24 protein-coding genes are annotated in these 26,799 nt (G+C 49.0%); 5 read left to right on the forward strand and 19 right to left on the reverse strand.

From position 1 onward, the window contains the following. Window positions 1–51: 51 nt before the first annotated feature. From H8705_RS07205 to mgtE, 3 genes are all read left to right on the forward strand, one after another. Window positions 52–1,053 carry a glycoside hydrolase family 25 protein gene (locus H8705_RS07205; protein ID WP_262395156.1) on the forward strand — a complete coding sequence of 334 codons (1,002 nt, stop codon included), beginning with the start codon at window positions 52–54 and terminating at the stop codon, window positions 1,051–1,053. Between the two features lie 131 nt (window positions 1,054–1,184). Next, window positions 1,185–2,906, forward strand: a complete 1,722-nt coding sequence (locus H8705_RS07210) for a GGDEF domain-containing protein (RefSeq protein WP_262395157.1) — start codon at window positions 1,185–1,187, stop codon at window positions 2,904–2,906. 388 nt (window positions 2,907–3,294) lie between these two features. Next, the gene (gene mgtE, locus H8705_RS07215; protein ID WP_262395158.1) at window positions 3,295–4,644 is read left to right on the forward strand and encodes a magnesium transporter; all 1,350 of its coding nucleotides are present in this window, start codon (window positions 3,295–3,297) and stop codon (window positions 4,642–4,644) included. Window positions 4,645–4,694: 50 nt separating this feature from the next. On the opposite strand, the gene H8705_RS07220 is transcribed toward mgtE, so the two are convergent. The 17 genes from H8705_RS07220 to H8705_RS07300 all read right to left on the reverse strand — a co-directional run bounded on the left by H8705_RS07220 (window position 4,695) and on the right by H8705_RS07300 (window position 22,600). After that, window positions 4,695–5,666, reverse strand: a complete 972-nt coding sequence (locus H8705_RS07220) for an ABC transporter permease (RefSeq protein ID WP_262395159.1) — start codon at window positions 5,664–5,666, stop codon at window positions 4,695–4,697. Between the two features lie 22 nt (window positions 5,667–5,688). Continuing rightward, entirely contained in the window at window positions 5,689–6,672 is a 984-nt protein-coding gene (locus tag H8705_RS07225) for an ABC transporter permease (protein WP_262395160.1), read from the reverse strand. Beyond that, window positions 6,669–8,189 carry a sugar ABC transporter ATP-binding protein gene (locus tag H8705_RS07230; RefSeq protein WP_262395161.1) on the reverse strand — a complete coding sequence of 507 codons (1,521 nt, stop codon included), beginning with the start codon at window positions 8,187–8,189 and terminating at the stop codon, window positions 6,669–6,671. The genes H8705_RS07225 and H8705_RS07230 overlap by 4 nt, the downstream gene beginning before the upstream one ends. Before the next feature lie 91 nt (window positions 8,190–8,280). Continuing rightward, window positions 8,281–9,414 carry an ABC transporter substrate-binding protein gene (locus H8705_RS07235; RefSeq protein ID WP_262395162.1) on the reverse strand — a complete coding sequence of 378 codons (1,134 nt, stop codon included), beginning with the start codon at window positions 9,412–9,414 and terminating at the stop codon, window positions 8,281–8,283. Window positions 9,415–9,480: 66 nt separating this feature from the next. Next, window positions 9,481–10,173 carry an HD domain-containing protein gene (locus H8705_RS07240; RefSeq protein WP_262395163.1) on the reverse strand — a complete coding sequence of 231 codons (693 nt, stop codon included), beginning with the start codon at window positions 10,171–10,173 and terminating at the stop codon, window positions 9,481–9,483. 494 nt (window positions 10,174–10,667) lie between these two features. Further along, entirely contained in the window at window positions 10,668–12,335 is a 1,668-nt protein-coding gene (locus tag H8705_RS07245; RefSeq protein ID WP_262395164.1) for a hydantoinase B/oxoprolinase family protein, read from the reverse strand. Window positions 12,336–12,337: 2 nt separating this feature from the next. Then, window positions 12,338–14,377: a hydantoinase/oxoprolinase family protein gene (locus H8705_RS07250; protein WP_262395165.1), complete on the reverse strand. Its 2,040-nt coding sequence runs from the start codon at window positions 14,375–14,377 to the stop codon at window positions 12,338–12,340. A 210-nt stretch (window positions 14,378–14,587) separates the two neighbouring features. Beyond that, window positions 14,588–14,986 carry a D-ribose pyranase gene (gene rbsD, locus H8705_RS07255; protein WP_262395166.1) on the reverse strand — a complete coding sequence of 133 codons (399 nt, stop codon included), beginning with the start codon at window positions 14,984–14,986 and terminating at the stop codon, window positions 14,588–14,590. Window positions 14,987–15,047: 61 nt separating this feature from the next. After that, on the reverse strand, window positions 15,048–15,452 hold the full coding sequence (gene rbsD / locus H8705_RS07260; RefSeq protein ID WP_262395167.1) for a D-ribose pyranase: 405 nt from the start codon (window positions 15,450–15,452) through the stop codon (window positions 15,048–15,050). After that, window positions 15,453–16,148, reverse strand: a complete 696-nt coding sequence (gene deoC, locus H8705_RS07265; RefSeq protein WP_262395168.1) for a deoxyribose-phosphate aldolase — start codon at window positions 16,146–16,148, stop codon at window positions 15,453–15,455. A gap of 21 nt (window positions 16,149–16,169) precedes the next feature. Further along, window positions 16,170–17,687 (reverse strand): xylulokinase, encoded by a 1,518-nt coding sequence (locus H8705_RS07270; protein WP_262395169.1) that lies wholly within the window; start codon window positions 17,685–17,687, stop codon window positions 16,170–16,172. 11 nt (window positions 17,688–17,698) lie between these two features. Further along, window positions 17,699–18,682 carry an aldo/keto reductase gene (locus H8705_RS07275; protein WP_262395170.1) on the reverse strand — a complete coding sequence of 328 codons (984 nt, stop codon included), beginning with the start codon at window positions 18,680–18,682 and terminating at the stop codon, window positions 17,699–17,701. Window positions 18,683–18,713: 31 nt separating this feature from the next. Then, window positions 18,714–19,625 (reverse strand): substrate-binding domain-containing protein, encoded by a 912-nt coding sequence (locus H8705_RS07280; RefSeq protein WP_262395171.1) that lies wholly within the window; start codon window positions 19,623–19,625, stop codon window positions 18,714–18,716. A gap of 439 nt (window positions 19,626–20,064) precedes the next feature. Further along, the gene (locus H8705_RS07285) at window positions 20,065–20,262 is read right to left on the reverse strand and encodes a hypothetical protein (RefSeq protein WP_262395172.1); all 198 of its coding nucleotides are present in this window, start codon (window positions 20,260–20,262) and stop codon (window positions 20,065–20,067) included. A gap of 393 nt (window positions 20,263–20,655) precedes the next feature. Further along, entirely contained in the window at window positions 20,656–21,681 is a 1,026-nt protein-coding gene (locus H8705_RS07290; protein ID WP_262395173.1) for a LacI family DNA-binding transcriptional regulator, read from the reverse strand. Window positions 21,682–22,050: 369 nt separating this feature from the next. Further along, window positions 22,051–22,281 (reverse strand): hypothetical protein, encoded by a 231-nt coding sequence (locus H8705_RS07295; RefSeq protein ID WP_262395174.1) that lies wholly within the window; start codon window positions 22,279–22,281, stop codon window positions 22,051–22,053. A gap of 94 nt (window positions 22,282–22,375) precedes the next feature. Continuing rightward, entirely contained in the window at window positions 22,376–22,600 is a 225-nt protein-coding gene (locus H8705_RS07300) for a hypothetical protein (protein WP_262395175.1), read from the reverse strand. 117 nt (window positions 22,601–22,717) lie between these two features. On the opposite strand from H8705_RS07300, the gene H8705_RS07305 reads away from it, so the two are divergent. Then, a complete protein-coding gene (locus tag H8705_RS07305; protein WP_262395176.1) occupies window positions 22,718–22,912 on the forward strand; it encodes a ribbon-helix-helix protein, CopG family in 195 nt (64 codons plus the stop codon). A gap of 108 nt (window positions 22,913–23,020) precedes the next feature. Here H8705_RS07305 and H8705_RS07310 read toward each other — a convergent pair whose 3' ends face one another. Both H8705_RS07310 and H8705_RS07315 read right to left on the reverse strand, forming a co-directional pair. Next, window positions 23,021–24,544: a phosphomannomutase/phosphoglucomutase gene (locus tag H8705_RS07310; protein ID WP_262395177.1), complete on the reverse strand. Its 1,524-nt coding sequence runs from the start codon at window positions 24,542–24,544 to the stop codon at window positions 23,021–23,023. A gap of 22 nt (window positions 24,545–24,566) precedes the next feature. Then, complete coding sequence (locus tag H8705_RS07315) at window positions 24,567–26,066, reverse strand: M20/M25/M40 family metallo-hydrolase (RefSeq protein WP_262395178.1); 1,500 nt, start codon at window positions 26,064–26,066, stop codon at window positions 24,567–24,569. 193 nt (window positions 26,067–26,259) lie between these two features. On the opposite strand from H8705_RS07315, the gene H8705_RS07320 reads away from it, so the two are divergent. Beyond that, window positions 26,260–26,799, forward strand: coding sequence for a phosphatase PAP2 family protein (locus H8705_RS07320; RefSeq protein ID WP_262395179.1), 540 nt, complete (start codon window positions 26,260–26,262; stop codon window positions 26,797–26,799).

Genomic DNA, 26,799 nt, shown 5'->3' on the forward strand with positions numbered 1-26,799 from the left:
TATGGCTGGGTTGCTTCTTAGCAATAACGATATATCGCCAGGAGGTTTGATATGGGAAAAAAACTATCTGTTAAGTTTGTCTGCGCCCTTTTGTGCGCCGCGATACTGACGGGTGCGCTTGCTATGCCGGCAGCGGCCCAGGATGGTCAGATTTCTACTGATTTATTGGAAGAAGTCGCGGAAGATTATGAAGTGAATGAGGATTTTTTGGAGCTGATTTCCCGGTATTATTGGCTCAAGGAATCCACTTTTTTGGACTGTGCGGTAAAGTATAAGCTTCCCGCCCAATACGTCCAGCGTTTTGTAGAGGATTATTTCGTTTTCAAAAAAGGGGATGACTTTGAGTATATCCCGGTGGATCACAGCCTTCCGAAAAACTCCTATGATTGGAGCCTCCTTGTCCGGGGGGACGAGGACCATGAAGTGTGGTATGAGCAAAACGGCGTCCCTCTTGCCCGAAAGGGAATTGACGTTTCCGAATTTCAGGGGGATATCAATTGGGAGAAGGTAAAAGCCCAGGGGATTGATTTCGCTTTCATCCGGCTGGGATACCGAGGATACAGCACTGGAAAAATCAATCTGGACAAAAAATTCAAAAAAAATATGGAAAATGCTATAAACGCGGGAATACAGGTAGGGGTGTATTTCTACTCCCAGGCAATCACCACCAAAGAAGCGGTGGAGGAAGCCCAGTTCGTTTTAGATTATCTGGACGGATACGATATTGCCTACCCGGTAGTGTTTGACATTGAGGGCGCTCCTTCCGCCAGCGCCCGCACCAACAAACTCACCCCGCAAAAGGCGTCTAATATTGCCATCGCCTTCTGTGATGAAATCCAGCAGGCGGGGTACGAAACCATGGTGTATTCTTATACAAAATACTTTGTGGAAAAAATGGACCTTTCTCTTCTTACCCAGTATAATACCTGGCTCGCCCAGTATTATGAACAGCCGTTTTTTCCCTACGAGTTTGATATTTGGCAATACACTAGCGCTGGCAAGGTCAATGGTATCAAAGGACATGTGGATATGAATCTGCATTTTATAGATTGATAGTTTTGGGGGCGCCATGGAAAAAAGGCGCCCTTTTTTCATTAAATTTTATGTTTTCGACTTTAAAAAACACGCATAATATGTTATTCTAATGAATAGAGGAAATATAGCTGAGAAGGGGAAATTAATCTATGGATCTTGCAGAGTTGATCTGCCGTCTCAGCGGCGATGGGGACCTTAAACAAGCATGTATTGAGTTTTTTGATATTCTGCCCTGCGGAATTTGTCAGGTGCGGATAGACGAAGAGCTCTCTTTCGTATACGCCAATGAATTTTTTTATCAGACATTTGGGTTTTCTTCCCACAAGGACGCCTCACAGATTAGCCGTGCCAAAGATTTAGTTCACCCTGAGGATTTCTCTCTTGTCAGAGATCAGATCAAAAATAATATTGCCCAGGGAATCTATAGTTTTGAGTTGGAGCACCGGCTTTTTCATAAATCCGGCAAGCTGATATGGGGTCTTATCCGGTGCCGGTACAGTCCAAGTATGCCAAAACAGTTAATCTGTGTGTTTCTGGATATTTCCCAGCGAAAAAATACCGAGGAACGGCTGCGTATCAGCGAAGAAGAAAACCGGATTGCCTTTGAACTTACGGACACTACTATGGCCATTTACAATCTGGCCGCCAAAACCCTCATTCTTCCTCCTAAAGCGGCATATGATTTAAATCTTCCCATTGTGGTGGAGGACGTTCCTTATAGTATTGTGAAACGCAAAATGATCGCTCCGGAATCGGAGGAGGAATATATTTTCAATTTTCAGCAGATACAAAGCGGCAATCCAAACGGCGTTTTTACCCTTCAGGTGAAGGACAGAGACGGGGTGTGGCGTTGGCTGCGCTCCAAGTACGCACTGATCTTTGATGAAGGCGGAAACCCTTTGCGGGCGGTAATCACCCTCGAGGATATCACCCGGCAGCGGGAAAATGAGTTGGCTTATCAGAAATGGGTCCAATATTTTTCCGTGGAACGGGAAAACAGTATCGGTTATTACGAATATAATCTTACACGGGACTTGTACGCGGGAAACCGGGAGGAAAATATCTGGCAGCTTCCGCCGGAAATCTCTACGTTTACCGGTGCAGTAAACTATGTAAAGGAACATCTCATTTACGAAGAGGACCTGGCAAAATACACCGAATCCTTTTGTCGGGAAGCGCTGCTTACCAAATTTTACAGTGGTCAGCAGGAGGTCATCTTGGAACACCGGCGCAAACGCAAGGATGGTTCTCCCTTTTGGGTATTGGGGACTATCCAGCTTCTTTCGGATCCATATACCAGTGATATAAAGGCGTTTGTGTTAATTAAGGACATCGATGACTATAAAAAGATGGAGCTTTCTCTGCAGAACTTGATTGAACAGGACGCTTTGACCGGACTGCTCAACAGAAGCGCGTTTATTGATAAAGTAAAAAGCGTACTGGCCCGGGACACCAGCGCCAGGCATTCCCTGATCATGCTGGATATTGATCACTTTAAGCGCCTGAACGATACTCTCGGCCATCAGTTCGGCGACCAGGCTCTCGTCCATTTGGCGGGGCTTTTAAAGAGTACTTTGCGCGCTGGGGATTTGTGTGGACGCTTGGGGGGAGACGAGTTTATGGTCTTTCTGCGGGATGTGCCCGCGGACGTGGATATCCGCCCCCGGCTGGAAAATATCCGGCAGATTATGCGTCAGGAGTATAAAGACAACATCCAGGTTTCCGCTAGCATGGGGGTTTCTTATTTCCCCCAGGACGGCGAGTCCTTTGAGGTTTTATACCACAAGTCCGACGTGGCCCTATATGAGGCTAAACGCTCCGGCCGATCTTGTTATATGATTTATTCTCCAGATATGGAAGCCCCGCAATAGCAGCCGTGTTATCCAGCAGGCAGACCTCTGCCTGCTGTTTTCTTTTCCCCCGCGGTTTTGAAACCGTGCATTTGTGTAAAATTTGAAAGAAACCGCTTGAAAAGTGAAAGGCAAAGTGGTATTCTCAATAAGCGGTCAAATCTGACCGATTTTAGTAAAAAGGAGGAAAAATAGGTGGACATATGCGGCCGAAGCGCCAAAATAGGCAGTGATATTCATTTGTGCAGGAAACGCGGCCGGGCGCCGCTCATTTTTCCCTTGGCATAGCCGTCGTTTTCGCGGAATGTCTATCGCTCCATGGGATAACCGGCAGGTCCGGTTGTTTTATGGGGCGGTTGCTGATTTTTGGGCTTCCTTGCTGTACTCTCAAAGACAGGAGGAATAACCAATGGAAAAAGAAAACAAATTTGACTTGCTCAACGATTTGTTGGAGCACAAGGATTTCCACCGCTTCCGGGAAGCAATTTCTCGGATGAACGAAGCGGATATCGCGGATTTTATCGAGGGCCTCTCCCAAAACAACGCTACTCTGGCTTTTCGTACCCTGCCAAAAGGATTGGCGGCGGAAACCTTTTCCAAACTCCCCCCGGAAACCCAGCGGACAATCATAAATTCCATCACAGAACAGGAGCTTTCCTTTATCGTGGAAGAGCTTTCGGTGGACGATGCGGTGGATATGCTGGAAGAGCTGCCCGCCAATGTGGTAATCCGGGTGCTGGAGCATGCGACCCCCGAAACCCGTAAGGTAATCAACGAATTTTTAAACTATCCAGAAAATTCCGTGGGCAGCATTATGACCGTGGAATACACCTCTCTGCGGGCGCATATGACCGTACAGGACGCTATTAAGCATATCCGCCGGATAGGGGAGGATCGGGAGCTGATCTATACCTGTTATGTGACGGACAACCGCCGGATACTGGAAGGAGTTGTCACGGTAAAAGAGCTGCTTTTGGCCCAGGATAACCAGCGGATTGAGGACTTGATGGAAAGGAATGTCATCTGTGCAGCAACCACCGAGGATCAGGAGGACGCCATCCAGCAGATGATGAAATACGACTTTATTTCCCTTCCGGTAGTGGATCTGGAAAAACGGCTGGTGGGTATTGTCACCGTAGACGATGTCATGGATGTGATGCAGCAGGAGGCCACGGAAGACTTTGAAAAGATGGCGGCTATGGCTCCATCGGAACGACCTTATTTGAAAACTACCGTCTTTTCCCTGGCAAAAAACCGGATTGCCTGGCTTTTGGTGCTGATGATTTCCGGCATGGTTACCGGAGGAATTTTGGGGAAATACGAAGCGGCGTTTTCCACCATGCCCCTGCTTGTCACTTTTATCCCCATGCTCACCGATACCGGAGGCAACGCCGGCAGCCAGAGCAGTACCTTAGTTATTCGGGGAATGGCGGTAGGGGATATTAAATCCGAGGATTTTTTGCGGGTCTTATGGAAGGAACTTCGGGTCAGTATTTTGGTCGGCGCGGTGTTAAGCGCAGTGAACTATCTGCGGCTGATGATCTCCTATCCCGGGAACAAAGGCGTCGCTCTCACAGTATCCCTGGCCATGTTCGCCACAGTGATGATGGCAAAAACCATCGGCGGCGTTTTGCCCATGGCCGCCAAAGTGCTGCACGCGGACCCGGCAATTATGGCCGCTCCCCTGATTACCACTATTGTGGATGCCGGTTCGCTGATTATTTATTTTACTATCGCCCAGCGACTGCTGGCTTTATAAAAGAAAGGTTTGGGCCCTTAAGGGCCCAAACCTTTCTTTTTTTCAGAGGTCTAATTTTTCTTTTGCTGGGAATAGGAGAATACCAGCAAAAGAATGATAATACCCTGTACTACCTGCCGTCCCGCCTGGGAGATATTGATGATAACCAGTAAATCGTCGATCACCGTCATAATGATAGCTCCGGCGATGGTGCCGCCGTAGCCGCCCCGGCCGCCGGTAATCGCGGTTCCGCCGATAACCACTGCCGCCAGGTTTGTTGTAGCGTATTTGGTCCCCGTATCCAGATAACTGGTGCCGGTAAATCCTACTAGCAAAAATCCGGTGATCGCGGCCGTAATACCGGAGATAATGTATACCGAAAAGATAATTCCGCTTACATTGATCCCGGAAAAACGAGCGGCCTTTTGGTTGATTCCCACAGCGTAAATTTTCCTGCCATAAGGGGTGAACTTCAATACAGTAATTACCACCACTGACAAAATAAACCACAGCACTAAAATTCCGGAAACCCTGCCGAAAATATTGTTTCCGCACATCTCCCGCAGCAGCGGCGCCGTATTACCTTTGGGCGCGCCGCCCGAATAGATCATATAAATTCCCTGTACAATGGTGCCCACGCCCAGCGTCATAATAAACGGCGGTATCTTTAGAAACTTAATACCCATGCTGTTGACCAGTCCTACTCCCGCCCCCACAGCCAAAACTGTCAAAACCGCCGCTGGCAGGTTTTGGTTTTCCCCATACATCACCTGGGAACCGACAATATTGGCGAAGGTAATCACATAGGCGATGGAAAGATCAATTCCTCCCGTAAGTACCGCAAACGTCTGGCCGATGGAGGCGATCCCCACAAAGGCCGCAAGACGCAGCATGGTCAGGATATGATCCATTTTTAGATATCCGGGGGAAATGATCTGGGCGATAATTAAAATTGCCGCCAGACCGATGTAGACAACTGCCTGAGGTCCGCCGATTGCCATCAAATTCCCTGCGCGGCCTCTTTTTAAGGTTTTCTCTGCCATAAATTATCCTCCTTCCCCCGCATCAATTCATCGCCCGCTTTTCTTTAATGGCGGGCAGGGAGAGCACCACGATCAAAATCAGTCCCTGGAACACAAACTGATAATAGGAACTGACCCCGATCAGGTTTAACATGTTGTTGATCACTGAGATGATAAACACCCCCGCTACCGTTCCCATCAAATCTCCTACCGCCCCAGTGAGCAAAATACCGCCTACCACCGATGCGGTTACCGCATTCATGGAGTACTGCTTTCCTAAGCGGGGATCGGCGGAAAACATCTGTGCCGACAGAAATATCCCGGCCACCGCCGCCAGCAGGCTGCCTAAGATATACACCTTGATTTTTATTCGATCCACCTTGACACCGGTAGAATAAGCAGCGCTTTCATTCCCGCCGATTGCTCGGAGGGCTTTTCCATAAGGGGTGTAATTAGTAAGGGTGCGTACAAAAAGAAATATGAGTATCAGCAAAAACAGCGCCACCGGTATATGAAAGACATCCCCCGTTAAAAATTTTGCGAACGGCCGGTGGATTTTTCCTCCCGGTTCGTTCATCAAAAGAAGCGCCGCACCCTCGTAAATAGCGGTGGTCGCTGTGGTGGTGATAATCGGCGGGATTTTCGCTTTGCTGATAATAACGCCGTTAGCTATTCCGCAGCACAGCCCCACACCCAGTCCGCCGAATATGGGCAGAACAAACCCCACCGGGCTGTCCGGGTTCATCAGCAGCACGCAAGCCACGTTGGAAAGAGCCACCGTAGCCCCCAGAGACAGATCAATCCCGCCGGTAAAGATAATCATTCCCTGAGCGAAGGCCACCATTAAAAGGGGGAAACTGGTAAGCAGCAGATTTTTAAAGTTTCCCACAGTTAAAAAATTCTCGTCAAACAAGCTTGCGGCCACAATCAGCGCCAGCAAAAAGGCGTAAATAAGCATTACATTTCCGTACCGGTTCTGAAAATATTTATCTTTGAATATGTAATTGCACGCTGATTTTATTTTCATAGGGTCCTTTCCCCCTTATTTGCCAAGCTAGCTCCGTAGGCGCAGTACATAATATTTTCTTCGGTGATCTCTTCCCCTTGAAGTACCGCGCTAATTGTCCCCTCATACATGACCGCCACTCGGTTGCTCATTCCGATTACTTCCATCAGGTCGCTGGAATACATGATTACCGCCACGCCGCTACGGGCCAGATCGTGCATGATATTATAAAACTCCCGCTTGGCTTCCACATCGATTCCGCGGGTAGGCTCGTTGAATAGCACCACCTTGGGGTTGATGGCCAGTTCCTTGCCTAAAACCACCTTCTGCTGATTGCCTCCGGAAAGGCTAGCGACTTCATTTCGCAGGGAGGCCAGCTTGATGGCCAGTTTTTCTTTCATATCCAGAGAGAATTTCTTCTCTTTTTTCCCGTCAATGAAAATTCCCAGCTTTTTACGCTGGTCAAGACTAATAATCGCCAGATTTTCACGGATGGATCGCAGCAAAAACAACCCTTCGTTTTTCCGGTCCGCCGGGACCAGCGCCAAGCCCTGTTTAATCGCTTGCTTGGCGTTTCCTATTTTAAGCGATTCGCCTGCTGTGATAATTTCCCCTGTTTCTCTGGGCAAAATCCCATAAATCGCGTTAAAAAGCTCCGTCTGCCCATGGCCCTGCAGACCGGCAATTCCTAAAATTTCTCCCCTGCGCACAGAAAATGAAATATCACGAAGGTGCTTAGGGACATTTAAATTCTTTACCTGGAAAATAATTTCCTGTTCCGGCTGGGTTTTTTCCGGAAAGATATTTTGTAGCGACCGGCCCACCATCATTCGGATCAGGTCGTCCTCAGTAATTTCGGAAATTTTTTTGGTATCCACATAGCTTCCGTCTTTAAATACCGTCACTCGGTCGCCGATTTCAAATACCTCTTCCAGTCGGTGAGAAATAAAAATAATGGTCTTCCCCATGGAAATCATCGACCGGATAATTTCATACAGTTGGGTCACTTCCTTCCTTGCCAGGGCGGAAGTAGGTTCGTCCAGGATAATTAGTTCCGGCTGGCGGATAAGGATTTTTACAATTTCCGCCATTTGCTGCTGGGCCACCGGCAGGTCTTTTACCATGGTCTGCAGATCCAGCTCGATCCCGTATTGGCCCATTACCTCCTGGATACTGGATTCAATTTGTTTGCGGTCCACCAGCCCAAATTTTTTGGTAGGCTCAATACTCAGGTAAATATTTTCCGCTACGGTCATTTCATTTACCAGCGTCAGCTCCTGATACACCATAGCGATCCCCATCTTTTGGGCCTCCAGCGGATTTTTTATCTTTACCGCCTTCCCATTAAAAAAGATTTCCCCACTGTCGGCCTGATAAAGCCCGGAGAGGATTTTTAGTATTGTGCTTTTCCCGGCACCGTTTTCCCCCGCCAGCACCATTACTTCCCCTTTTTTACAGGAAAAATCAACCTCTTTCAGGGCCTTGACGCCAGGGAAGGATTTGCAAATATGGCTCATCCTCAAAATTTCTTCCGACAAAGCAGTTCCTCCTTTTTTCCACTTTACATAAAGATGAGGGCCTTCGCGGGCGGGATAGAACCTCTCTCTTCCCGCCCTGGACCGATATCATTTATTTGGAGTACAGTTCTTTGAGCTCTTCCTTGGTTAGATCGGTTTCGCACCAATAGCTGTCCGGAAGCTCAGGATCATAATAATCATCGATGTTTTCCTGTGTAATCACACCTAATTCCATCTGGATAATCGGTTCCGCCTCGGTGCCCTGCAGGTCCGCAATACAGGCGTTGAGAGCTACTCTCGGGGTAGCGGTGGAAATCACCGGCGCTACAGAAGAAAATCCTTTCTCCGCGTTTTCTTTCCAGGCGCGCAGGAATCCATTGTTGCCCTCTCCAGACATGGGCACCAAGGGACGGCCTACGGAATTAAACACGTCGATTGCGGCTTGGGTCATGGCGCCGCCCTGACTCCAAATGGCGTCGATCTCTTCAAAAGCAGACACATAGCTTTCCACGATGCCTTTGCCTTTGGCATAGTCGCAGTCACCGTTGGCTTCCGCCAAAATTTCAATGTCCGGATACTGGGAAAATACACTTTCCGCACCTTTACGGCGGTATTCGTTGGAGGTAACGCCGGCGGTAGCGTTCAGAATACAAATTTTTCCTTTGCCGCCGATAGCGTCCGCTATAAACTGAGCGCCCAGGCGCCCGAATTCTTCCTCATCCTGTTTGATAATAGTGGTCTGATTTTCCGTATCTACGAAGTTATCAAAAGACGCTACACGGATCCCTTTTTCAAAGCATTCTTCCACTACCGGGACCAGCGCCGTGGAGGACGCCGCATCAATCAGGATAATATCGCAGCCCTTTGTCATCAGGTCTTTAATATCGCTGATCTGTTTGGCAACGTCGTGGTTGGCATTGGTGGTGTAGTACTCGCTGATAACCCCTTCGGCCTTGAGTTTCTCCGCCTCAGAGATAAACTCCTGGTTTTGCTGCACCCAGAAAGAGATCGACAGGGCGTTACAGGACATTCCTACCTTGTACGGGCCTTCCTTGCAGGGTCCGCTGCGGGTTTCGCTCTGCGCGGCGGCAGCGTCGTCCGCGGGAGCCGCGTCGTCCGCCGGGGCGTCAGCGCTGGCCGGCGGGGTATCGGCCGCGGGCTGGGAAGAGGAACAGCCGGCAAAGACGCCCAATACCATTGTCATTGCCAAAAGTAAAGCGATCACCATTGTTGTTGTTTTTTTCATTTTTGTCACTCCTTTTAATCGTTATATACACCCGCTATGTTTTCAAAGCGGGAACTTGCGCCAAGTTTACTCCGAAAGCCGGATCCCTTTTAAAAAGTTTTCCTCATAGTTGGTTTTGTTCTGGTAAGGGGCTAAAATTACATCCGCATAGGGGAAAGAAGCATCCAGCTCTCCCAGCACCTTCATGCAATCCCAATACATCCAGTCCGCATAATGGACGATGGTAGCGGCGATGCTACGTTGTATTCCGTGAAGTTCCCCTTCCGTACAGTGCACGCCAGGAATACAGGCCAACTCCAGCGGAAGTTCCAGCGCCATACAGATGTAGTATCCGTACAGAGCGTGGCTTACGGGCGGGTTTCCCACTAAGTATGGTTTTTCCATCCACCGGCGGCGATTATCTTTGTTGTATTCCGGCGGCTTGCCCACGTCGTGAAGCAGTCCCCCGGCCACCAGCAGGTCGATATCGATGGGCAGGGCGGGGTACATGGCCAGCAGCGCCTCCCCGATCCCCTTGGAAATTTTTGCGGTTCCACACAGGTGCGCCGCCTGGCTGGCGTTTTTCTGCACCAGCACATCCAGGGCGCCCGACCCCTGTAGCTCATGGACGGCGGTAAAGCCGTTAAGAAACAGGGACGCGGCCCAGGCTTCCACCACATAATCCCTCATCTGGGGATCCTTGATTTCCCCCAGCATAGGGGACAGGTCCTCCTTTACGTTGGCGCGAATGGAATCGGGAACCGGAAATGGTTTTTTCATCAATGCCTTTACCTCCTTACTTCTTTTATCAATTGGGCTATCAATCTATTTTAATGGTACCGGTTCCATATTTTTTAAAAAATAATATTGAGGGAATACGTCCTGAATAGATTCCGCCTTCTCAACCGCGGCCTCAATCCAAGAAGAGAAAAATTAAACGCTCTATATGGAACCGGTACCATTTTTAAATAAAGAAAACATTTTCTTTTCTTTACAAGGCATCTCTGATCAATTTCACTATAATTATTTTAATAACTTCTTCTTTTTTATTAATTATATTCGAATAAACCAATTATGTAAATCGATTTTTATTCGTATTTGAACTAATTATTACTGCATTTTGTGATATTTTATATAAAGACAAACGAAACAGAACGGCATCTCTGCCATCCTGTTTCGTTTCCGGGGGTATTCTAGTATAAGGTATGGAACCTGGGACGTGAGACAATCACATTCCAGGAAGTGTGGGCAAATAACTATGGAACAGCGGTTTTCTACCCTTGATAACCGTACAGTTCCCTTGCTTTTTCCAAAGAAACTTTTTTGCGGCGGATGTCGCTTTCAATTTCTTCTTTGGGACGATCCTTGGGGTTTCCGTAACCGGCGCCGCCGCCGATAGCTACCAGCATCCGATCGCCTTTGTTCAGCACCCGGCTGCCTTTGGACGGAAGATCCTCTTGCGTTCCATCGGCATGGTACAGCTTAATATACGCCTTAGTGCCGTCCTGTCCGCCCGCTACCCCTTTCGCAGGGTATTTAAACCGGTCGGAGTATACTGTCATATTTACATTGTCTTCCAAAATTTCGTATTCCCTATACGCGCCCAGCCCGCCTCTGTGTCGGCCGGCTCCGCCGCTGTCGCAGCGCAGATCGTACCGGGTAACGCGGAAATATTTCTGCTCGATTTCTAAGCTTTCTACCGGGGAGTTGGTGCAGTTGCCCAGCGGGTCATCCAGTTGGTCCGCACCGTCGTATTTGATGCTGGCTCCATAGCCGCCGCCCAGCTGATCGCTGATGGCAACAAAGCCTTCCTTTTCATCCCCTGCCCACTGCAGGTTTACTTCGGTACGCTGATCGTACCCCTGAGCGGGTACCCTTTGGGGAAGCACATCTTCAAAGGCCTTCAACACTGCCTGGAATACACGCATAATGATAACGTTTCTTCCTTCCACCGGGGCAAATTCCTTGGGGTTCAGCAGGCACCCCTTCGGGGCGAAGATGTGCACCGGCCGGTAGGAGCCGTCGTTGATGGGGAAGGAGGGGTCGGTCATAATCATTTTCAGCATGGTATAAGTGGCGGAAACCGTGGAGGAGAAGGGGCAGTTGATCGCCGTTGTCACCTGCGGGCAGGTACCGGTAAAGTCTACCCATACCTCGCTGCCTTCTACAGTGACCTTGGCTTTGATCACCAGCGGTTCGTCGTGGATACCATCGTCGTCCGCCATACATTCCCCGTAATACACCCCGTCGGGAATTTCCTCTAAAGCTGCGCGCATTACTTTTTCTGCGTAATCCAAAAACTCTTCGCAAATCTCCATAAAGGTATCATATCCATATCGCTCAATCAGCCCATGCACCCTGCGCCGGCCGGTTTCATTGGCCACCAACTGGGCGTTGATGTCCCCGATGGTATCCCTTGGGATACGCAGGTTGGAACGCAGCACCTGTTCTAAAATACCGCCGTTCCAGTCGCGGCTGACAGAGAACACCATGGGGCAGAAACGGAACCGTTCCTCAAAAATATCCCTGGCGTAAAGGTTAAAACCAGCCGAGTGCCCCAGATCCGCATGATGGCCGGTGGTACCCGCAAAGGCTACCAGCTTGCCGTCGTGAACGATGGGGGAGAAAATATAGATATCCGACTGATGCTGGCCGCCGCTGTAAGGATCGTTTAGGATAATCGCGTCGTCCTCAGTCAGGTTGGTGGCGTCGATCTTGCTCAGCGCCCCGGTAAGCGCCCGGCTTACCGAATTCATGTGCAAAGGCTGATCCTGAGGCTGGGCCAAAATCCGGCCTTTCGCGTCCGCCAGGAAGGTAGAACAGTCCGCCGCTTCACGGATAACCACCGAATAGGCGCTGCGCAAAAAGTCCGCGCTCATCTCTCTGGCTACCGACATCAAATTGTTGGTAAGTATATTAAATAAAGCAATATCTTTTGCCATAATTAATTTTCCTCCTTCTCTAAGATCAGGCTGCCGTTCTTCTGAAGTTTGGCGGTCCAGGTCTGGGGAACCACGCAGGTGGAAGTTTCATCCTCGATTACCGCCGGGCCCTGGATAACCGCATCCTTGGGAAGCCGGGACCAGGTATAGAACCGGCAGTCTTTCCACTCGCCGCCCATGAGAGCTTTTTGGACTACATATTCTTCTTTGTCCACCGCTTCATCGTATTTCATGCCGCTGAGCAGATCATTGTCCTGGGGAACAATCGTTTTCAAGCGGTAGTTTACAATCTCCACCAGATTCTGAGGGGAGTTAAAGCCGTAACGGGCGCGATGCACTTCGTGGAACGCGTTGGTAATCTCTTCCCCATTTTCCGGAATATGATCAAAGTCCACCTGAAGCTCAAACGCTTGGCCTTGGTAACGGGCGTCCACCGCATATTGGAATTTCAGGTTTTCCCGTTTGAAGCCGTAGTTTACCATATCTTGGACCGCTTTATCCTGCATTTTTTCAAACTGATTTTTCAAATCCTCCGGGGAGGTTTCCACACACAGGGAAACCTTGGTCTGCACATAATCGCGGATAATATCCGCTACCAGCAGTCCGAAAGAGGACAACAGGCCTGCGTAGCAGGGAACCAAAACCTTTTTCATCCCCAGCTCGCCGGCGATGGACGCCGCCATCAAAGCGCCCGCGCCGCCAAACGCCACCATGGTGTAGTTTCTGGCGTCGTAGCCCCGTTCGGTGGAGGCAAGGCGCACCGCCTGCATGGTGTTGGCCTCCATTACCCGGCAAATAGCCTCCGCCATTTCGTCTGGGGTAGTTCCCAGCTGCTGCGCAATTTCTCCGATGACTTTCCGGCTCTTCTGTGGATCCAGCTTATAGTTGCCTCCGGCAAAATGATCCGGACGAAGCAGTCCCCGATAGGCCATGGCGTCCGAAAGGGTAGGCTTGGTACCTCCCCGGCAGTAACATGCCGGGCCTGGATCCGCCCCAGCGCTTTGAGGGCCAACCTGCAGCATTCCACCTCCGTCTACCCAGGCGATGGAACCGCCGCCCGCGCCTACGGTGACAATATCCAGCATGGGTACCGCAATCGCGTTTCCATCGATTTCATTGGTAGTGGAAACCAGCGGATTTCCTTTGTTGATTAAACATACGTCGGCGCTGGTTCCGCCGATATCCAGGGTGATAATATCCTCTATTCCCACCTGTTTTGCCATAAACACCGCGCCGGTAACGCCTGCCGCCGGTCCGGAAAGCAAGGTCCGGGCAACTTCCTTGCGCAGAGCGTCCATAGGGATAACACCGCCATTGGATTGGGTGATGAAGATTTCTCCGCCGAACCCGCGCGCCTGCAGCTGATGATACAGACTTTCTATGTAACGGATCATAACTGGAGCGATATAAGAGGTAATGGCTACCGTACTGGTTCTCTCATACTCGCGGAATTGAGGAAGGATTTCATAAGACGCGGTTACGATACAATCGGAAATTTCCTCTTCGATAATTTTTTTCGCCATTTTCTCATGTTTTTCACTGGCGTAGCTGTGAAGGAAGCATATCCCCACAGATTTTACCCCCTGCTCTTTGAGCTGGCCGGCGATCTGCCGAATTTGGGCCTCTGATAAAGGAATAATCACTTCTCCCTGGGCACTCAGACGCTCGGTTACCGGATATACCAGATTTCTTGGAACCACCGGCGCTGGACGCTGATAAAACAGATCATAAATATTGGTTTTGTCCCCTCGAAGAATTTCCAGCGTATCCGCAAAGCCTTCGGTCACCAAAAGGGCGGTTGATACGCCTTTGCGCTCCAGAACAGCGTTGGTGGCTACGGTAGAACCGTGAAGCATTTCCGCCGTATTGGACCAGTCTTTCATCAATTTGTCCGCGCCCTCAATAACCGCTTCTTCCGGATGGGAAGGCGTGGATGCAACTTTGAGGGTTTTTAACTGGGTTTTTCCGTTTACATCTTCAAACAGAATAATGTCGGTAAAGGTACCGCCAATTTCCGCCGCGAATTTCTTTTTTATACTCATGTCTCGCTTTCCTCCTGCAAAATTTTAAATGGTAAGGTTTCGGGGGGCAAGTTTGTTTGATGCAAGTTGCTCCTATCTCACGCGCCGAAAAGCGCGATACTATTCAAACCGCATAGCTGCTCAGAGTCAGTATAAAAATATTGTACCATATCGTCACTTCTTCCGGCGCGGGCCTTCCCAGAGAAAAACCCGCGCCTTTTTTAGTACAAATTAATAAGGACAGCCGCAAACCAGCAGCACCGAAGAATAATGGAACTGAGTTTCGCCGGTACGCAGGCAAACTCGGGAGTTTTCACTCATTTCACAAAGCTTTTCATGAGGGACCAGTTCGATGGGAATATCGCCGAACAATTTTCTGTACTCTTCCAAAAGAGCCGGAGACGCTTTTTCAATCTCGTTGGCTATATATACTTTTTCAATAATGCATTCTTCCAGGATCCCCTCAATCACCGGTACCAGTGGAGGGATTCCCAGAGTAAAGGCCAAATCAACCCGTTCTACCCCCTTGGGAAGCGGCATGGCCGCGTCTGAAACCAACATAGTATCCAAATGAGTCATTTTGGACAGCGCATTGTTTACCGCAGGATTTAAAATTCCCTTTTTAATCATCTCGATCTCCCTTTCTATCTTTTCTGTTTTACTAGTTGCTTACATCAAACAATTTAAACAATCAATAGGGGCATCCGCTTACTAAAATAACGGAAGAATAATGATAATGGAACTCGCCGGTACGGATGGCTACTGAAACTTTATCTGCCAGCCTGCAAAACTCGGTGTGAGGCACACATTCGATAGGAATGTTGTACTGGCCGAGAATTTTTTCATACTGGGTATAAAGCTCAGGGGAATGTTCTTTCATTTCACTAGCCATATACGCCTTCTCTATGATACATTCTGCCAGCATACCTTTTACCACTGTGGTGATCTCCGGGACCCCCGGAGTATATGCCAGATCCACACGATTGATATGTACCGGCAGCTCCATCGCGGCGTCGCTGATCATCATGGTATCATGATGGGCCATTTTAGATACATGATAATTGATCTCCGAGTTGACAATTCCACTTTTAAACATTTACTTTCCCTCCTGTAATATGGTTTTATATTGCTCTATAATTTCGCATCCCCGGCTGGTTCCAATCCGGCTGGCACCTGCCCCGATCATAGCAAGGGCCTGCTCAGCTGTACGAATCCCGCCGGCAGCTTTAATTTTGATTTTACCGCCTACCCAGTCTTTCATTAACGCCACATCCTGTACAGTGGCCCCTCCTGTGCCAAACCCGGTGGAGGTTTTGATAAAATCAGGCAGCACCTCCAGAGAAATCTCACAGAGTTTTTCCTTTTCTTCCTGTGTGAGATAACAGTTCTCAAAAATCACCTTTGAAGTAGTTTTTCTGTCCCTGCACACTTCCACAATCCTGGACATCTCCTCCTGAATATAAGCCCAGTTGCGGTTTTTCACTTCCACCAGGTTGACCACATAATCCACCTCGTCCGCCCCTTTTTCAATGGCGTCGACGGTTTCAAACACCTTGGTTTCTATTGTGCACTGTCCCAGCGGAAAACTGACCGCCGCATCGATGAGTACGCCCTTTCCCTTGATAATAGAAGCACAGAAAGGAATGGGTGCGTTGTTGATAGCCACGGTTTTAAACCCGTACGCAACCGCCTTCTCACAGTGGGTCCGCAGCTCCTCATTGGAAACATAAGGTTTCAGCAAAGTCTGATCGATACATTTGGCCAGCTGGGTCACCGTTAACTTTTCTCCCATAACATTTCTCTCCTTTTGGGCTTACATCTTGGCAAGCCGGCGGTAAATTGGTTTTAAGGCGTAATAGGCAGCGTTAAACACTTCCTTATAGGAACGGTAAACCGACTGGGCCTTGATATCAGGGAGGGCAGTTTCCTCCAGTCGGATAAAGTCCTTTACCCTGCCAAAGTCCTCCAGCGCGCCTACGCCTACCCCGGCGGTTACCGCCGCACCGATGGAGGTAGCCTCTTCCAGATAATTGAACTTTCCGATTTCACACTCCAGCACATCCGCCAAAATCTGCCGGATCACCCTGCCTTTAGCCAGGCCTCCGATCAGACGGATAGCGTCAATTTGAGCATGGCCGCAAAATACGCTGAAAATAATTTCCAGGTTCATGGCTATTCCTTCCGCCGCGGCCCGCAGCAAATCGCACCGCTCATGTTCCATTTTAAGCCCTATAAACGCTCCTCTGGCGTCCGGGTTCCATCGGGGACTTCTCTCGCCTAAGAGATAAGGCAGGAAAATCAGTCCCTTGGCCCCCATCGGGGAATTTTCAATCTCCCGGTCAATTAACTGGTATACGCTTTTTCCTTCCTGCCGGGCAGCCTTTATCAGATCCTTGCAGAGAATATCTTTCATAAAAGAAAGGGAGTTTCCCGCCGCTTGCATAGTACCGGTGGGGGCGTAGTATCCCGGCAGAATATGCGCCCAGTTAAAGGTGCGCATTTCTTCGTCGTACACCGGCTCCCTGGCTGTATACGCGATCCAGGAGGAGGAACCTAAATAAGCGTACGCCTTGTTTTCCTCCACCGACCCCGCGCCTACGGCGGCGCACACCCCGTCCCCGCCACCGATAATTACCGGTGTGCCTTCCAGCAGCCCACATTCCCGGGCGGCTTGGGGGGTCACCTTTCCCGCCATATGAGTGGAGGGAAAGGCCTGTGGGAACAGTTCCTCCCGTATCCCGGCGCACTGCAAAATCTCCCGGGACCAGCACAGACGGTTTAAGTCAAAGGCGTTGGTGCCGGAAGCGTCCGAATAATCGGTAACCAACTGGCCGGTAAGCAGCCAAATAACATAGTCCTTAGGGTTGAGCACTTTATGGATCTTTCGAAAGGTATCCGGCTGATTGTCCCTTATCCACATCAGCTTTTCCAAACTGTAGGCCGGACTGATTCGGTGACCGGTAATGTGGTAAAACTCCTTTTGGGAGATCCGGGCGCCCAAGTTATCCGCCTGTTTGACAGCCCTCTGATCCGCCCAGATGATCCCGTCTCCAAGAAGCTCCCCCTGTTTTCCCAGGCACACACATCCCATCATCTGGCCGCTGAATGAAACAGCCGCCACCTGGCTTTTGTCCACGCCTTCCAGCAGCTGCCGGCTTGTCTCACATACCGCCTTCCACCAATCCCCCGGATCCTGCTGGGCCCAGTTACCGTTAAAATAACTGGTGGGATAGCTGTAAACCGCGCTGTTTATCAATTCTCCCCGGTCGGTAAAAAGGGTGGCTTTGTTTCCAGTGGTCCCCAGGTCGTGAGCAATGAGATATACTGCCATAGCTTCACCTCTTATATATTTTCAAAAGGGGCGATTATTTTTTCAATTTCCTCAAACATCTCCTCCGTCAGCTCCCATGTCAAACACTGTAAATTTTCCAGCAGCTCTTCCGGGGTGTCCGCGCCGGCAATAATGGAGGTTACCTGTGGGTTCTGACGCAACCAGTTCAGGGAAATTTCATTCAGGGGATGGCCGATTTTCTGAGCAAACCGGCACAACTGCTCGGAGGCTTCATAATATCTGCTGAACAGCGGATCTCTGAATTTGGGGTTTTGATTACGAATATCCGCCTGAGAAAAATTGGCGCTTCTTTTAAATTTTCCGCTGAGCAGTCCCTGGAACATAGGGCTGTACGGCATAAACGCTTGACCGTGCGCTTTTACGTAAGGAAGCACCTCTTTTTCCGTTTTGTATTCCAAGGGGATGTTATGATAACTGTCCGTGTTGCGCTCCAGCATATTATATAAGGACTGCTGGGAATTGATCTCTACCATGGATTCAAAGGTTTCCGCATCCTTTTGGGAAAAGTTGGTCAGCCCGATATAGCGGATTTTTCCTGCCTTTTTAATCTCTTTCAGGGTGTCCACTGTCTCTTCGATAGGAGTATTGTGGTCTGGCCAATGAAGCTGGTAAATATCGATATGATCCGTCTGAAGTCTTCCCAGGCTCTGGTCGATCTCCCACAGGATGCTCTCCCGGCTTAAATCGTTGCGGGTGACCTTGTCACTCCCCCAACGAAGGCCGCACTTGCTGGCGATAATAACTTTATTCCGGAATCCATGTTTTTTCATAATCTTTCCCAATACGGCTTCCGAATGGAAAAAGCCGTATACCGGGGCGATATCAAAAAAATTTATTCCGTTCTCCAGGGCGGTCAGCACGATTTTTTCCGTGTTTTCATCGCTGGAACCATCCCAGTCCCCGCCGAAATTCCAGCAGCCGATGCCGATGGAAGATATTTCTTCTTTGATTTTTTCTACCTTTTTATAAATCATACGTTCACTCCTTTCCTACTGTACCCTTGCCTTACTGGTTGGGGTAAAGGAGCTTATGCACCTTGGGATCGTCAATATTGGCTTTAGTCACGATGGTCGCGCCAGTGTCCACCACCTTGGGTACCTGCCGGTTTTCTAAGGCGTCCACAGCGAACATAGCGCTTTTATATCCGATGCCAAAGGGATCCTGCACCACCATACCGGTGAGCACGCCGTCTTTTACCGCCTGGATTTCCACATCATTGGCGTCAAAGGCGTATCCCATGACTTTTCCGGCGGCGCCCGCCGCGGCGATACCTTTAGAAATGCCCACGCCGGTCATATCATTGTCCGCGAAAATACCAATTAAATCCGGGTTGGCCTGGATCAGTGTCTTGGTCACATTCTCCGTAAGTACCGGATCATTTTCCACATACTGAACATCCAGCATAACCATGGAAGGAACCAGCGCTTTCATCCGTTCCATAAATCCTCTGTCCCGGTCCTGGTCCACCTTGGATGCTTTGGAAGAATTGATCACCAAAAATTTCTTTCCCTGAGGGTCAATGCCTGCCGCTTTCCAGTCTGCCAGCATGGCATCGGCGGCTCCGGCGGCGGCGTTGACGCTGTCGGTAGCTAAAAAGGACACATAATTGTCCGAGCTGATCTGGTTATCCATCGTTACGACCGGAATACCTTTGCTCATAGCCTCATCGATCGCCGGAATGGTCAAATCGTTGCTAGTGGAGGCGATGGCGATACCGTCCGGGGCTTCTTTTACTACCTGCTGTAAAATTTCTACCTGCAAGGCCACGTCGGTTTCCTCCGGAGGCCCATAGGTGGTCACTTTTAATAGTTCAGGATGCTCCTCGGCAGCTTTTTTGGCTCCGTTGAGCATGGTCTGCCAAAAGTCAGAGTTAAGCGCTTTTACAATAACCGCGATATTATAAGGTTTTTTGCTCATTTTCAATATCCTCTTTTCTGTTAAATTTTACTGTGAAGTAAGAAAAATGGAACCGGTACCACATAACTTAAAATAAATAACCGATTTCAACTTGCTTTCGGTTATCCATAAAACACAATACGGCGCAGACAGCCCAAATCCGCCGTTCAAACCGTCCAGGCGTCTGTCCCGGACAGGGCTTATCAATATGGATGTTTTTCCCTTTTTTGTATGCCAAGTTTATTAATCAGCTTTTTTCGACTTATATACTTTATAGAAAACCGGTTCCACTCTTGTATTATACACGGAAAAAATTTTCATGTAAATAGCTTTTATTCACTAAAATATCAAAGCTTCTTTATTCATCTTTACCACTTTCTTATGCAGTGTCCCTCAAAGGACGGTAACCCAGGCCCGCGTCACCTTTACAGACAGGCGGCGCGGGGGATCCTTGACTCGTCTATATCTCCGGACAGCTCTTCCAATTGCCCAGCCCCGCGGCGATAAGCTTCATTCCGCTTAATGTGCTGGTTTCCCTGCCCGGTTTTTCTTCTCCGGTGTTGAAATAAATCGAGTTAAGGTTATATACTACTACCTTCCCCGTATCCATCACCGTTTGGATATTGCGTACAACGGTTGCAATACTGTTATCCATCATATTCCCTCTTTTCTGGTTAAATTGTTTGTCTCCAGCTAACGATTTTTTGTAGCGCACACCTCCATTCCTGGGCTGATGTTAAAAGTATATAAGTCAATTAAAAATAGCTTTTAAGGATAATGTCCTCAACAGCAGGGGGACCACCGTTGAAGGAACCGGTTCCCTCAATAAGGATAAAACTGCTTTTTTTGCAGCCGGGAAGACTTTATAATCCTGATTTGCAGGCACTCAATACCCTCCTTAAAGGAACCGGTTCCTTTTTTTGAAAAAAATAAATTGCTTCCAGTAAGAACCCTTTTTCACTTCTTCACCTTCCACAATGTTTTAAAAACCGCCGGCATCCTTTCCCGGTACCTGCCGAGGCCGATTCCCGGCGGTTTTTACTGCACAATCCTATTTTTTCTTTTCTGATCCTTTGAGCACCAAATGCGCAGGAATAATATGTTCTCTTCTGGGCAGCATAGGTTGCTCGATCCGGTCCAGAAGCATCTGCATGGCCATTCGCCCCATGTTGATTGTATCCCGTTCTACATAACTGAAGTCAACATTTAAAATATCCAGGGTGTCCACATGGTCGAAACCCACGCAACAGATGTCCCTGCCCAGTTCCATCCGGGCCTCAAAAATCGCTTTTACAAAACCGATAGAGGTCAGGTTGTTGCTTAAAAAGATAGCCTCGGGCATCTCTCCGGAAGCGATCATTTTCTTTGTAATCTCATAGGCGGTCTGGGTAGTAAAGTCCCCTTTATACACATATCTGGGATTCAGAGAAAAGTCGTTGTCAAAGATCGCCTGTTTAAAACCGTTGAAACGTTCCCGGCCGTGAATCTGCCGCAGGTCGCCGGTAATGGTGCCGATTCTTTTATGCCCCGCCTGAATTAAGGCTTCGGTTGCCTTGTATCCGCCGTTAAAGTTGTCATAATAAATTCCGTCCCATTGGGGATTTTCTACCCGGCGGTCCATGAGAACCACCGGAACCTTCAGGTTATCCAGTACCCGTTTGAGCTGTTTAGCTTCGGTGGGGGAGCTATAGTCGGCAGTAGGGGTCAAAATTAACCCGCGCACCCGCTGCTCCTCCAGCATATGAAGCGCCTTTTGCTCTTTGTGCTGATTGTTTTCTGTATTGCAGAAGATCATTGTCAGGTCGTTTTTATCGACGATTTCGCTAATCCCCCGCAAAGCCTCCCCGAAAAAGGTGTTGTCCGCCTCCGGAATTACCACGCCGATGGTATTGGATTCCTGTTTTGAGAGGCTTCGGGCGGTGGCGGATGGGAGATAATTGCTCTCGGCAATAATCTTTTCCACCTTTTTCCTTGTCTCTTCCCCAACATAACCTGAATTGTTCAAAACACGTGATACCGTGGACTTCGCTACGCCTGCCCGTTGCGCAATATCTTTAATCGTTAAAATTTTCTTCACGCTCATTTCTATATGGGAACGGTTCTATATATATAAGTTATACTATAATTTTAAAATTGTCAATGATTTTTTATAAAATATTACCTTTCCCACAAATATAATTTTTCCGACCCGCTTCTTCCTCTACTGATAAAACGCTGAAAACCCTATTGGACCGGGGTTTTTGCTTGGCCGACGGTTCTATTTTATCATATCCTTCTTTGTTTGTCGATGAGGAGGTACCAGTGTATTTTTGTCTAATTTTCACAGGATCGCTGCTTTTTATCAACGCATAGCTAGAACCGGTTTTTTATGATAAAAACAGCTTGTCTTTTTTTGGCTGAAAGCACCCCTTATTCAAGCGCCCTTATGTAAGCTGCCCCGTTGGGGTCAGCCCAGTATTTTCATAATACTGACAATTTTATTAATGGAACCCAGGGGATCTTGGGGATTAAACAGCTTTCCTAAAAGGCCGTTAGGTAACTGCTGAGATGGTTGGCTGTACTGTCCCGTATCCTGCTGGCTCTGGGGCTGCTGGCCGTAATTCTGCTGGCTGGAAGAATAGTACCCGCCCCTCTGCACCGGCCGGCGTCCCGGTCCCATTGGGTAGTTGTTCATCATAACTTATCGCCTCCCTATGCCATCTTATGCCAGCCCCCAGGGATTGTTTCCCTGGGGAAAATGAAAAACGCCTTAGAAAAGGCGTTTTACTAAATTATTCTCTGTTTTCCTGGTTGGAGAGGCTTGCTTTAAGATGATGCAGCAGGCGAATATCCTCCTGCAAAAATTCCAATAATTTTTCATATGCCTGATCATACGGAAACTCTTCGTCCCGGAAGTCTGGACGGCATCGGGAAACTATCCCATTGAGCCGGGCGGCCTGATCGCAAAGCCCTCGATATAAGACCAAATAGTCTTTTTTTGATTCTTCTCTGCCCAATAGCATTTCCTCTTTTCTTTGATAACATGATTTTATAACACATATAATAACATATCAAAGGTTACCACGTCAATATTATACTTTTTTTAGTGAGAAAAATCGGGGAGGGGCGCAAATATGGGAAAAGATAAACTCAAAATCACTCCCAAACCGCTGCGGGGCGACGATGGATACCGCACATTTTCCATTCGAATCCGTGAGGAAGCTGTAGCAAAAATCGATGAGATTGCGTCCATCAGCGGACGAAGCCGCAATGAATTGATCGGGATGTTTATCGACTATGCCATTAAAAATTGTGAAATCGAAAAGTAACCGCCAAGGGGCGCCAAAGAAAATATTTTTCTTTGGCGCCCCTTGACCGTGGGATAAAACGCCCGCCTATGGAAAATTTGCCATAGGCGGGCGCTTTTTTATAAGTAATTATTTTAACACACTGGTATCCAGCCGCTCAAAGGAAGAAAGCAGTTTTTTTCCAATCTCCAGCAGCTTATCGCAGTCCCCCGGGCGGTTTCCCTCAATATTAAAGGGCATCAGCGGATCGTGCAGAGAAAGCCGCAGAAGCATCCAGCCCTGTACTTCCTCCCCGCCAAAAGAAAGGCGCACTCCTTCGTAGGAGTTGGGAGCCACGTCATATCCTGCGGCCCTGGCGTTTTTCTCAAACGCCTCCAGAACCATGCCCCCATATTCTTTAAAGTCTTTGCCGTGAATGTTCATCCGGTACTCCCGACATTCAAAACTGGGTTTGAGATCGGCGATCAAACTGTCAATCTTGCGGCCGGATTTTTTGGCAAGCGCCGCGGCAATCAGCATTTTTACCGCCATATAGGCTCCGTCGTCCAAAAAATAGTTTTCTTTTAAGGCTCCGTGACCGGAGGTTTCAATCGCCAGCGGAGTAAGGACCTTTTCCCCATTGAGCCGTTTTGCCTCGTTTATGACGTTTTTATATCCCCTTTTGAACCGATGATGATGAAGCCCCAGGCTGTTTTCCAAAAAGTCGGTAAGTTTGTCTGAGGTAACGCTGTCGGTGACAATCGTGCTTCCTGGATAATCCGGCGCTAAAATTGCCGCCATCATAGCGATAATTCCATCCCGGTTGACTTCTTTCCCATCATCCAGCACAGCGGACATCCGGTCCACATCCGTATCAAAAATAATTCCCAGATCCGCGCGGTTATTGACCGTAGCGGTCTGAATGGCTTGCATGGCCTGCTTGTTTTCCGGATTAGGGATGTGGTTGGGGAAGGTCCCGTCCGGCTCCAGGAACTGGCTGCCTTGGGTATCCGCCCCCAGAGGCTTGAGCACTTTTTCCACAAAAAACCCGCCGGCGCCGTTGCCTGCATCCAATACTACCTTTAACCCCTGCAAAGGTTTATCATAGTCCTGTGCGGCCACGCCCAAGCGAATTTTCTCACACAGGCTCTCCGCATACAACGACAGCAGGTCCACCTCTTCCACCTGGGAAATGTCCGCGTCTCTGCTTTCTAGTTCACAAGCCCTTTCCAGCAGATCTGTGATATCCGCTTTTTCCAGGCCGCCGTCCCGGTCAAAAAACTTCAAACCGTTGCGGTTAAAAGGCAGATGGCTGGCGGTGATCATAATAGAACCGTCGAACGCGGTTTCCGGATATACGATAGACATAAACATAGAGGGCGTAGAGGCCAGGGAGCAATCATACGCTTTTACCCCGGCTGCGCTCAAGCCCCTTAATACCTGCGTTTTCAGCTGGGGGGCGGAAATACGGCTGTCATGCCCCACGCCGATACGCAGTTGACCCGCCTCTTTGGAATGAATTTTTTCCGCAAGCCACATAGCGAACGCTCCCGCAATGCGGTTGGCCGCCTCCCCGGTAAGATTTACCGGCTGGCCTTCCACTCCGTCGGTAGCCACTCCCCGCACATCGCTGCCGTTTTGCAGGGACATCATCACTTCTTTGGAAATTGACATATTCTATCTTCCTCCTACTGCGCTATTTGCTCTTTTTCTGCCGGCCCTCAGGGGAAATCTGCTGGGGTCCGGTATAATTTTTAATCAGCCCGGCGTAAAATCCCACCGCTTTCGCAAGGCTGTCAACATCCAAGTTTTCTCCAATTCCATGAGCGCTTTTCATCTGCTCGTTGGTCATAATTAAGGGCACAAACCGCAGCACACAATTACATATCCGGGTATAGTGCCGGGAGTCTGTCCCTGCCAGCATTACATAGGGAGAAATAGGAATTTCCCCGAAGGTGTCCCGGATACGCCGCAGGACATATTTATATTCATAACTGTTGGTATCCGCAGGATTGCACACGTCATACCCGCTGATAATCTGCGTGCTGATATCGTATTTTCTGGCGATTTTGGCCACTTTGTTAATCGAAGGCCCCATCCGTTGATGCGTCATAAAGCGCATATTGGCCGTTACACTGGCCTCCATAGGAATCACGTTGGCCCCGTTGCTCCCCTGGGCCATAGTAAAGACGCAGGTGGATGCGATCATCGCGTTGGCCTGCCCTCCCATTTTTGGAAGCACTAATTTTAACAGCGGCCCGAACAGCCATAAATTTCCTAAAATAAACCGGAAAGGAAAGTGCATATAATGAGCCATAGAGTGATACATCTGTTTTACCGGTTGTGTAAACTTGTGTTTAAAAGGCGGGCGCTTTTCTATCCGATTGACAAACGCCGCCAGCCGGGCAATGGGGGTGTTTCTTTGGGGGATACTGGCATGTCCGCCCGTACTTTCAGCGGTAAATTTTACATTTGCCCGCCCCTTTTCCAAAACACCTACCATGGCCACTACAAGGTCGTGTTCCATTCCCGGCATCGGGCTTCCGATCATCGCGCCCCCTTCATCCATCACCAAGCCTAAGGTAATTCCCTGGGCCTGCAGGTAATCTACCGTTTTCACCGCGCCGTCACCGGTAATCTCTTCATTATTGGACGAAGCGATATACACATCGCAAGCCGGAGTAACGCCTTCTCCCAGCAGATATTCTACCGACTCCAGGATAGCGCACAAAGCGCCTTTGGTATCCACCGAGCCCCTGCCCCAAATCGCCCCGCCGGATATTTCCCCATCAAAAGCTCCCCAGTCCCCGCCAGCCTCCACCACATCCATATGGGACATTAGAAGGATGGGTTTCAGGGAAGGATTGCTTCCTTTCCATTTGAACAGCAGCGCACCGTCGATATCTTTCTTTTCCAAGGTGGCGTGAAGCTTGGGATACAGCCGTTCAATCAGCCGGTGGAACTGGTAGATTGTGGTCATATCCTTATTTCCCCGCCGGCTGACCGTTGGAACCTGTATCATTTGGCTAAGATGCGTAGCGTAGATGTCCTTATTCTTCAGCCACTGGGACATATCCGATTGAGGCACTGGCTTGAGTTCCGTTCGCATAGCTGCCGTATGTATCAGAGCAATGATCAAAAGCACCAGCAGGACGCCCAAAAGGACGCCTAAAATTGTTAGTATGATCTGTAGCATATGATTTCTACCGCCTTATAGTTTGACTAGGGTGTGGTATTGTACTTCCTATTTCGGGGCGCAGGCTGCAAAGCGCGTCCCAAAGTCATTGTTCGTTTTTTATTATATCATAACTTTTGTATTTTTGCGCATAAAGATTGATTGTTTCCCCCAGTTTGTGATAAAATTTAAGAACCTTTAAAAGGAGGTTGGCATGGATACAATTTTTCAAGCGGATCTGACGATCGTTACCTGGATACACGAGCACCTGAGCTGTGCTTTTTTGGACTGGCTGCTTCCCTTTATCACTACCTTGGGAAACAGCGGCTTTATTTGGCTTGTCTTTTCCGTACTTCTTTTGTGGAGCAAAAAAACCCGGCCTTATGGAGTGATGTGCGCCCTTGCTTTGCTTATGACTACCTTGATCGGCGAGTTCGCCATAAAAAACCTGGTGGGGCGCCTGCGTCCATTTTCTCATCTGCCGCAGCTTACGCTGCTCATATCTCCCCCAAGCGGCTTTTCTTTCCCCTCGGGACATTCCTCCTCTTCCTTTGCCGGAGCGCTGTGTATCTATTTTATGGATAAAAAGCTCGGCCGCTGCGCCCTTGTGCTGGCAGGCCTGATCGCTTTCTCCCGGCTGTACCTCACGGTCCATTATCTCACCGATGTGGCCTGCGGAATTGCCTTAGGAATTGCCTGCGCTTATCTGTCCCGGCGGATATGCCGAAAATTTTCGTGGGGAAAAAATTTGTAG

Origin of the sequence: Youxingia wuxianensis (assembly GCF_014385085.1) — a bacterium.
In the GTDB taxonomy this organism is placed as follows: domain Bacteria; phylum Bacillota; class Clostridia; order Oscillospirales; family Ruminococcaceae; genus Youxingia; species Youxingia wuxianensis.

Bases quoted from the DNA above. Each gene is read 5' to 3' on its own strand.
- H8705_RS07250 (WP_262395165.1), bottom strand. From the start codon at position 14,377: ATGAGTATAAAAAAGAAATTCGCGGCGGAAATTGGCGGTACCTTTACC.
- H8705_RS07315 (WP_262395178.1), bottom strand. From the start codon at position 26,066: ATGCTACAGATCATACTAACAATTTTAGGCGTCCTTTTGGGCGTCCTG.
- H8705_RS07210 (WP_262395157.1), top strand. From the start codon at position 1,185: ATGGATCTTGCAGAGTTGATCTGCCGTCTCAGCGGCGATGGGGACCTT.
- H8705_RS07305 (WP_262395176.1), top strand. From the start codon at position 22,718: ATGGGAAAAGATAAACTCAAAATCACTCCCAAACCGCTGCGGGGCGAC.
- H8705_RS07295 (WP_262395174.1), bottom strand. From the start codon at position 22,281: ATGATGAACAACTACCCAATGGGACCGGGACGCCGGCCGGTGCAGAGG.
- H8705_RS07220 (WP_262395159.1), bottom strand. From the start codon at position 5,666: ATGGCAGAGAAAACCTTAAAAAGAGGCCGCGCAGGGAATTTGATGGCA.
- H8705_RS07310 (WP_262395177.1), bottom strand. From the start codon at position 24,544: ATGTCAATTTCCAAAGAAGTGATGATGTCCCTGCAAAACGGCAGCGAT.
- H8705_RS07320 (WP_262395179.1), top strand. From the start codon at position 26,260: ATGGATACAATTTTTCAAGCGGATCTGACGATCGTTACCTGGATACAC.
- rbsD (WP_262395167.1), bottom strand. From the start codon at position 15,452: ATGTTTAAAAGTGGAATTGTCAACTCGGAGATCAATTATCATGTATCT.
- mgtE (WP_262395158.1), top strand. From the start codon at position 3,295: ATGGAAAAAGAAAACAAATTTGACTTGCTCAACGATTTGTTGGAGCAC.
- H8705_RS07285 (WP_262395172.1), bottom strand. From the start codon at position 20,262: ATGATGGATAACAGTATTGCAACCGTTGTACGCAATATCCAAACGGTG.
- H8705_RS07240 (WP_262395163.1), bottom strand. From the start codon at position 10,173: ATGAAAAAACCATTTCCGGTTCCCGATTCCATTCGCGCCAACGTAAAG.
- deoC (WP_262395168.1), bottom strand. From the start codon at position 16,148: ATGGGAGAAAAGTTAACGGTGACCCAGCTGGCCAAATGTATCGATCAG.
- H8705_RS07225 (WP_262395160.1), bottom strand. From the start codon at position 6,672: ATGAAAATAAAATCAGCGTGCAATTACATATTCAAAGATAAATATTTT.
- H8705_RS07280 (WP_262395171.1), bottom strand. From the start codon at position 19,625: ATGAGCAAAAAACCTTATAATATCGCGGTTATTGTAAAAGCGCTTAAC.
- rbsD (WP_262395166.1), bottom strand. From the start codon at position 14,986: ATGATTAAAAAGGGAATTTTAAATCCTGCGGTAAACAATGCGCTGTCC.
- H8705_RS07205 (WP_262395156.1), top strand. From the start codon at position 52: ATGGGAAAAAAACTATCTGTTAAGTTTGTCTGCGCCCTTTTGTGCGCC.
- H8705_RS07275 (WP_262395170.1), bottom strand. From the start codon at position 18,682: ATGATTTATAAAAAGGTAGAAAAAATCAAAGAAGAAATATCTTCCATC.
- H8705_RS07235 (WP_262395162.1), bottom strand. From the start codon at position 9,414: ATGAAAAAAACAACAACAATGGTGATCGCTTTACTTTTGGCAATGACA.
- H8705_RS07245 (WP_262395164.1), bottom strand. From the start codon at position 12,335: ATGGCAAAAGATATTGCTTTATTTAATATACTTACCAACAATTTGATG.
- H8705_RS07270 (WP_262395169.1), bottom strand. From the start codon at position 17,687: ATGGCAGTATATCTCATTGCTCACGACCTGGGGACCACTGGAAACAAA.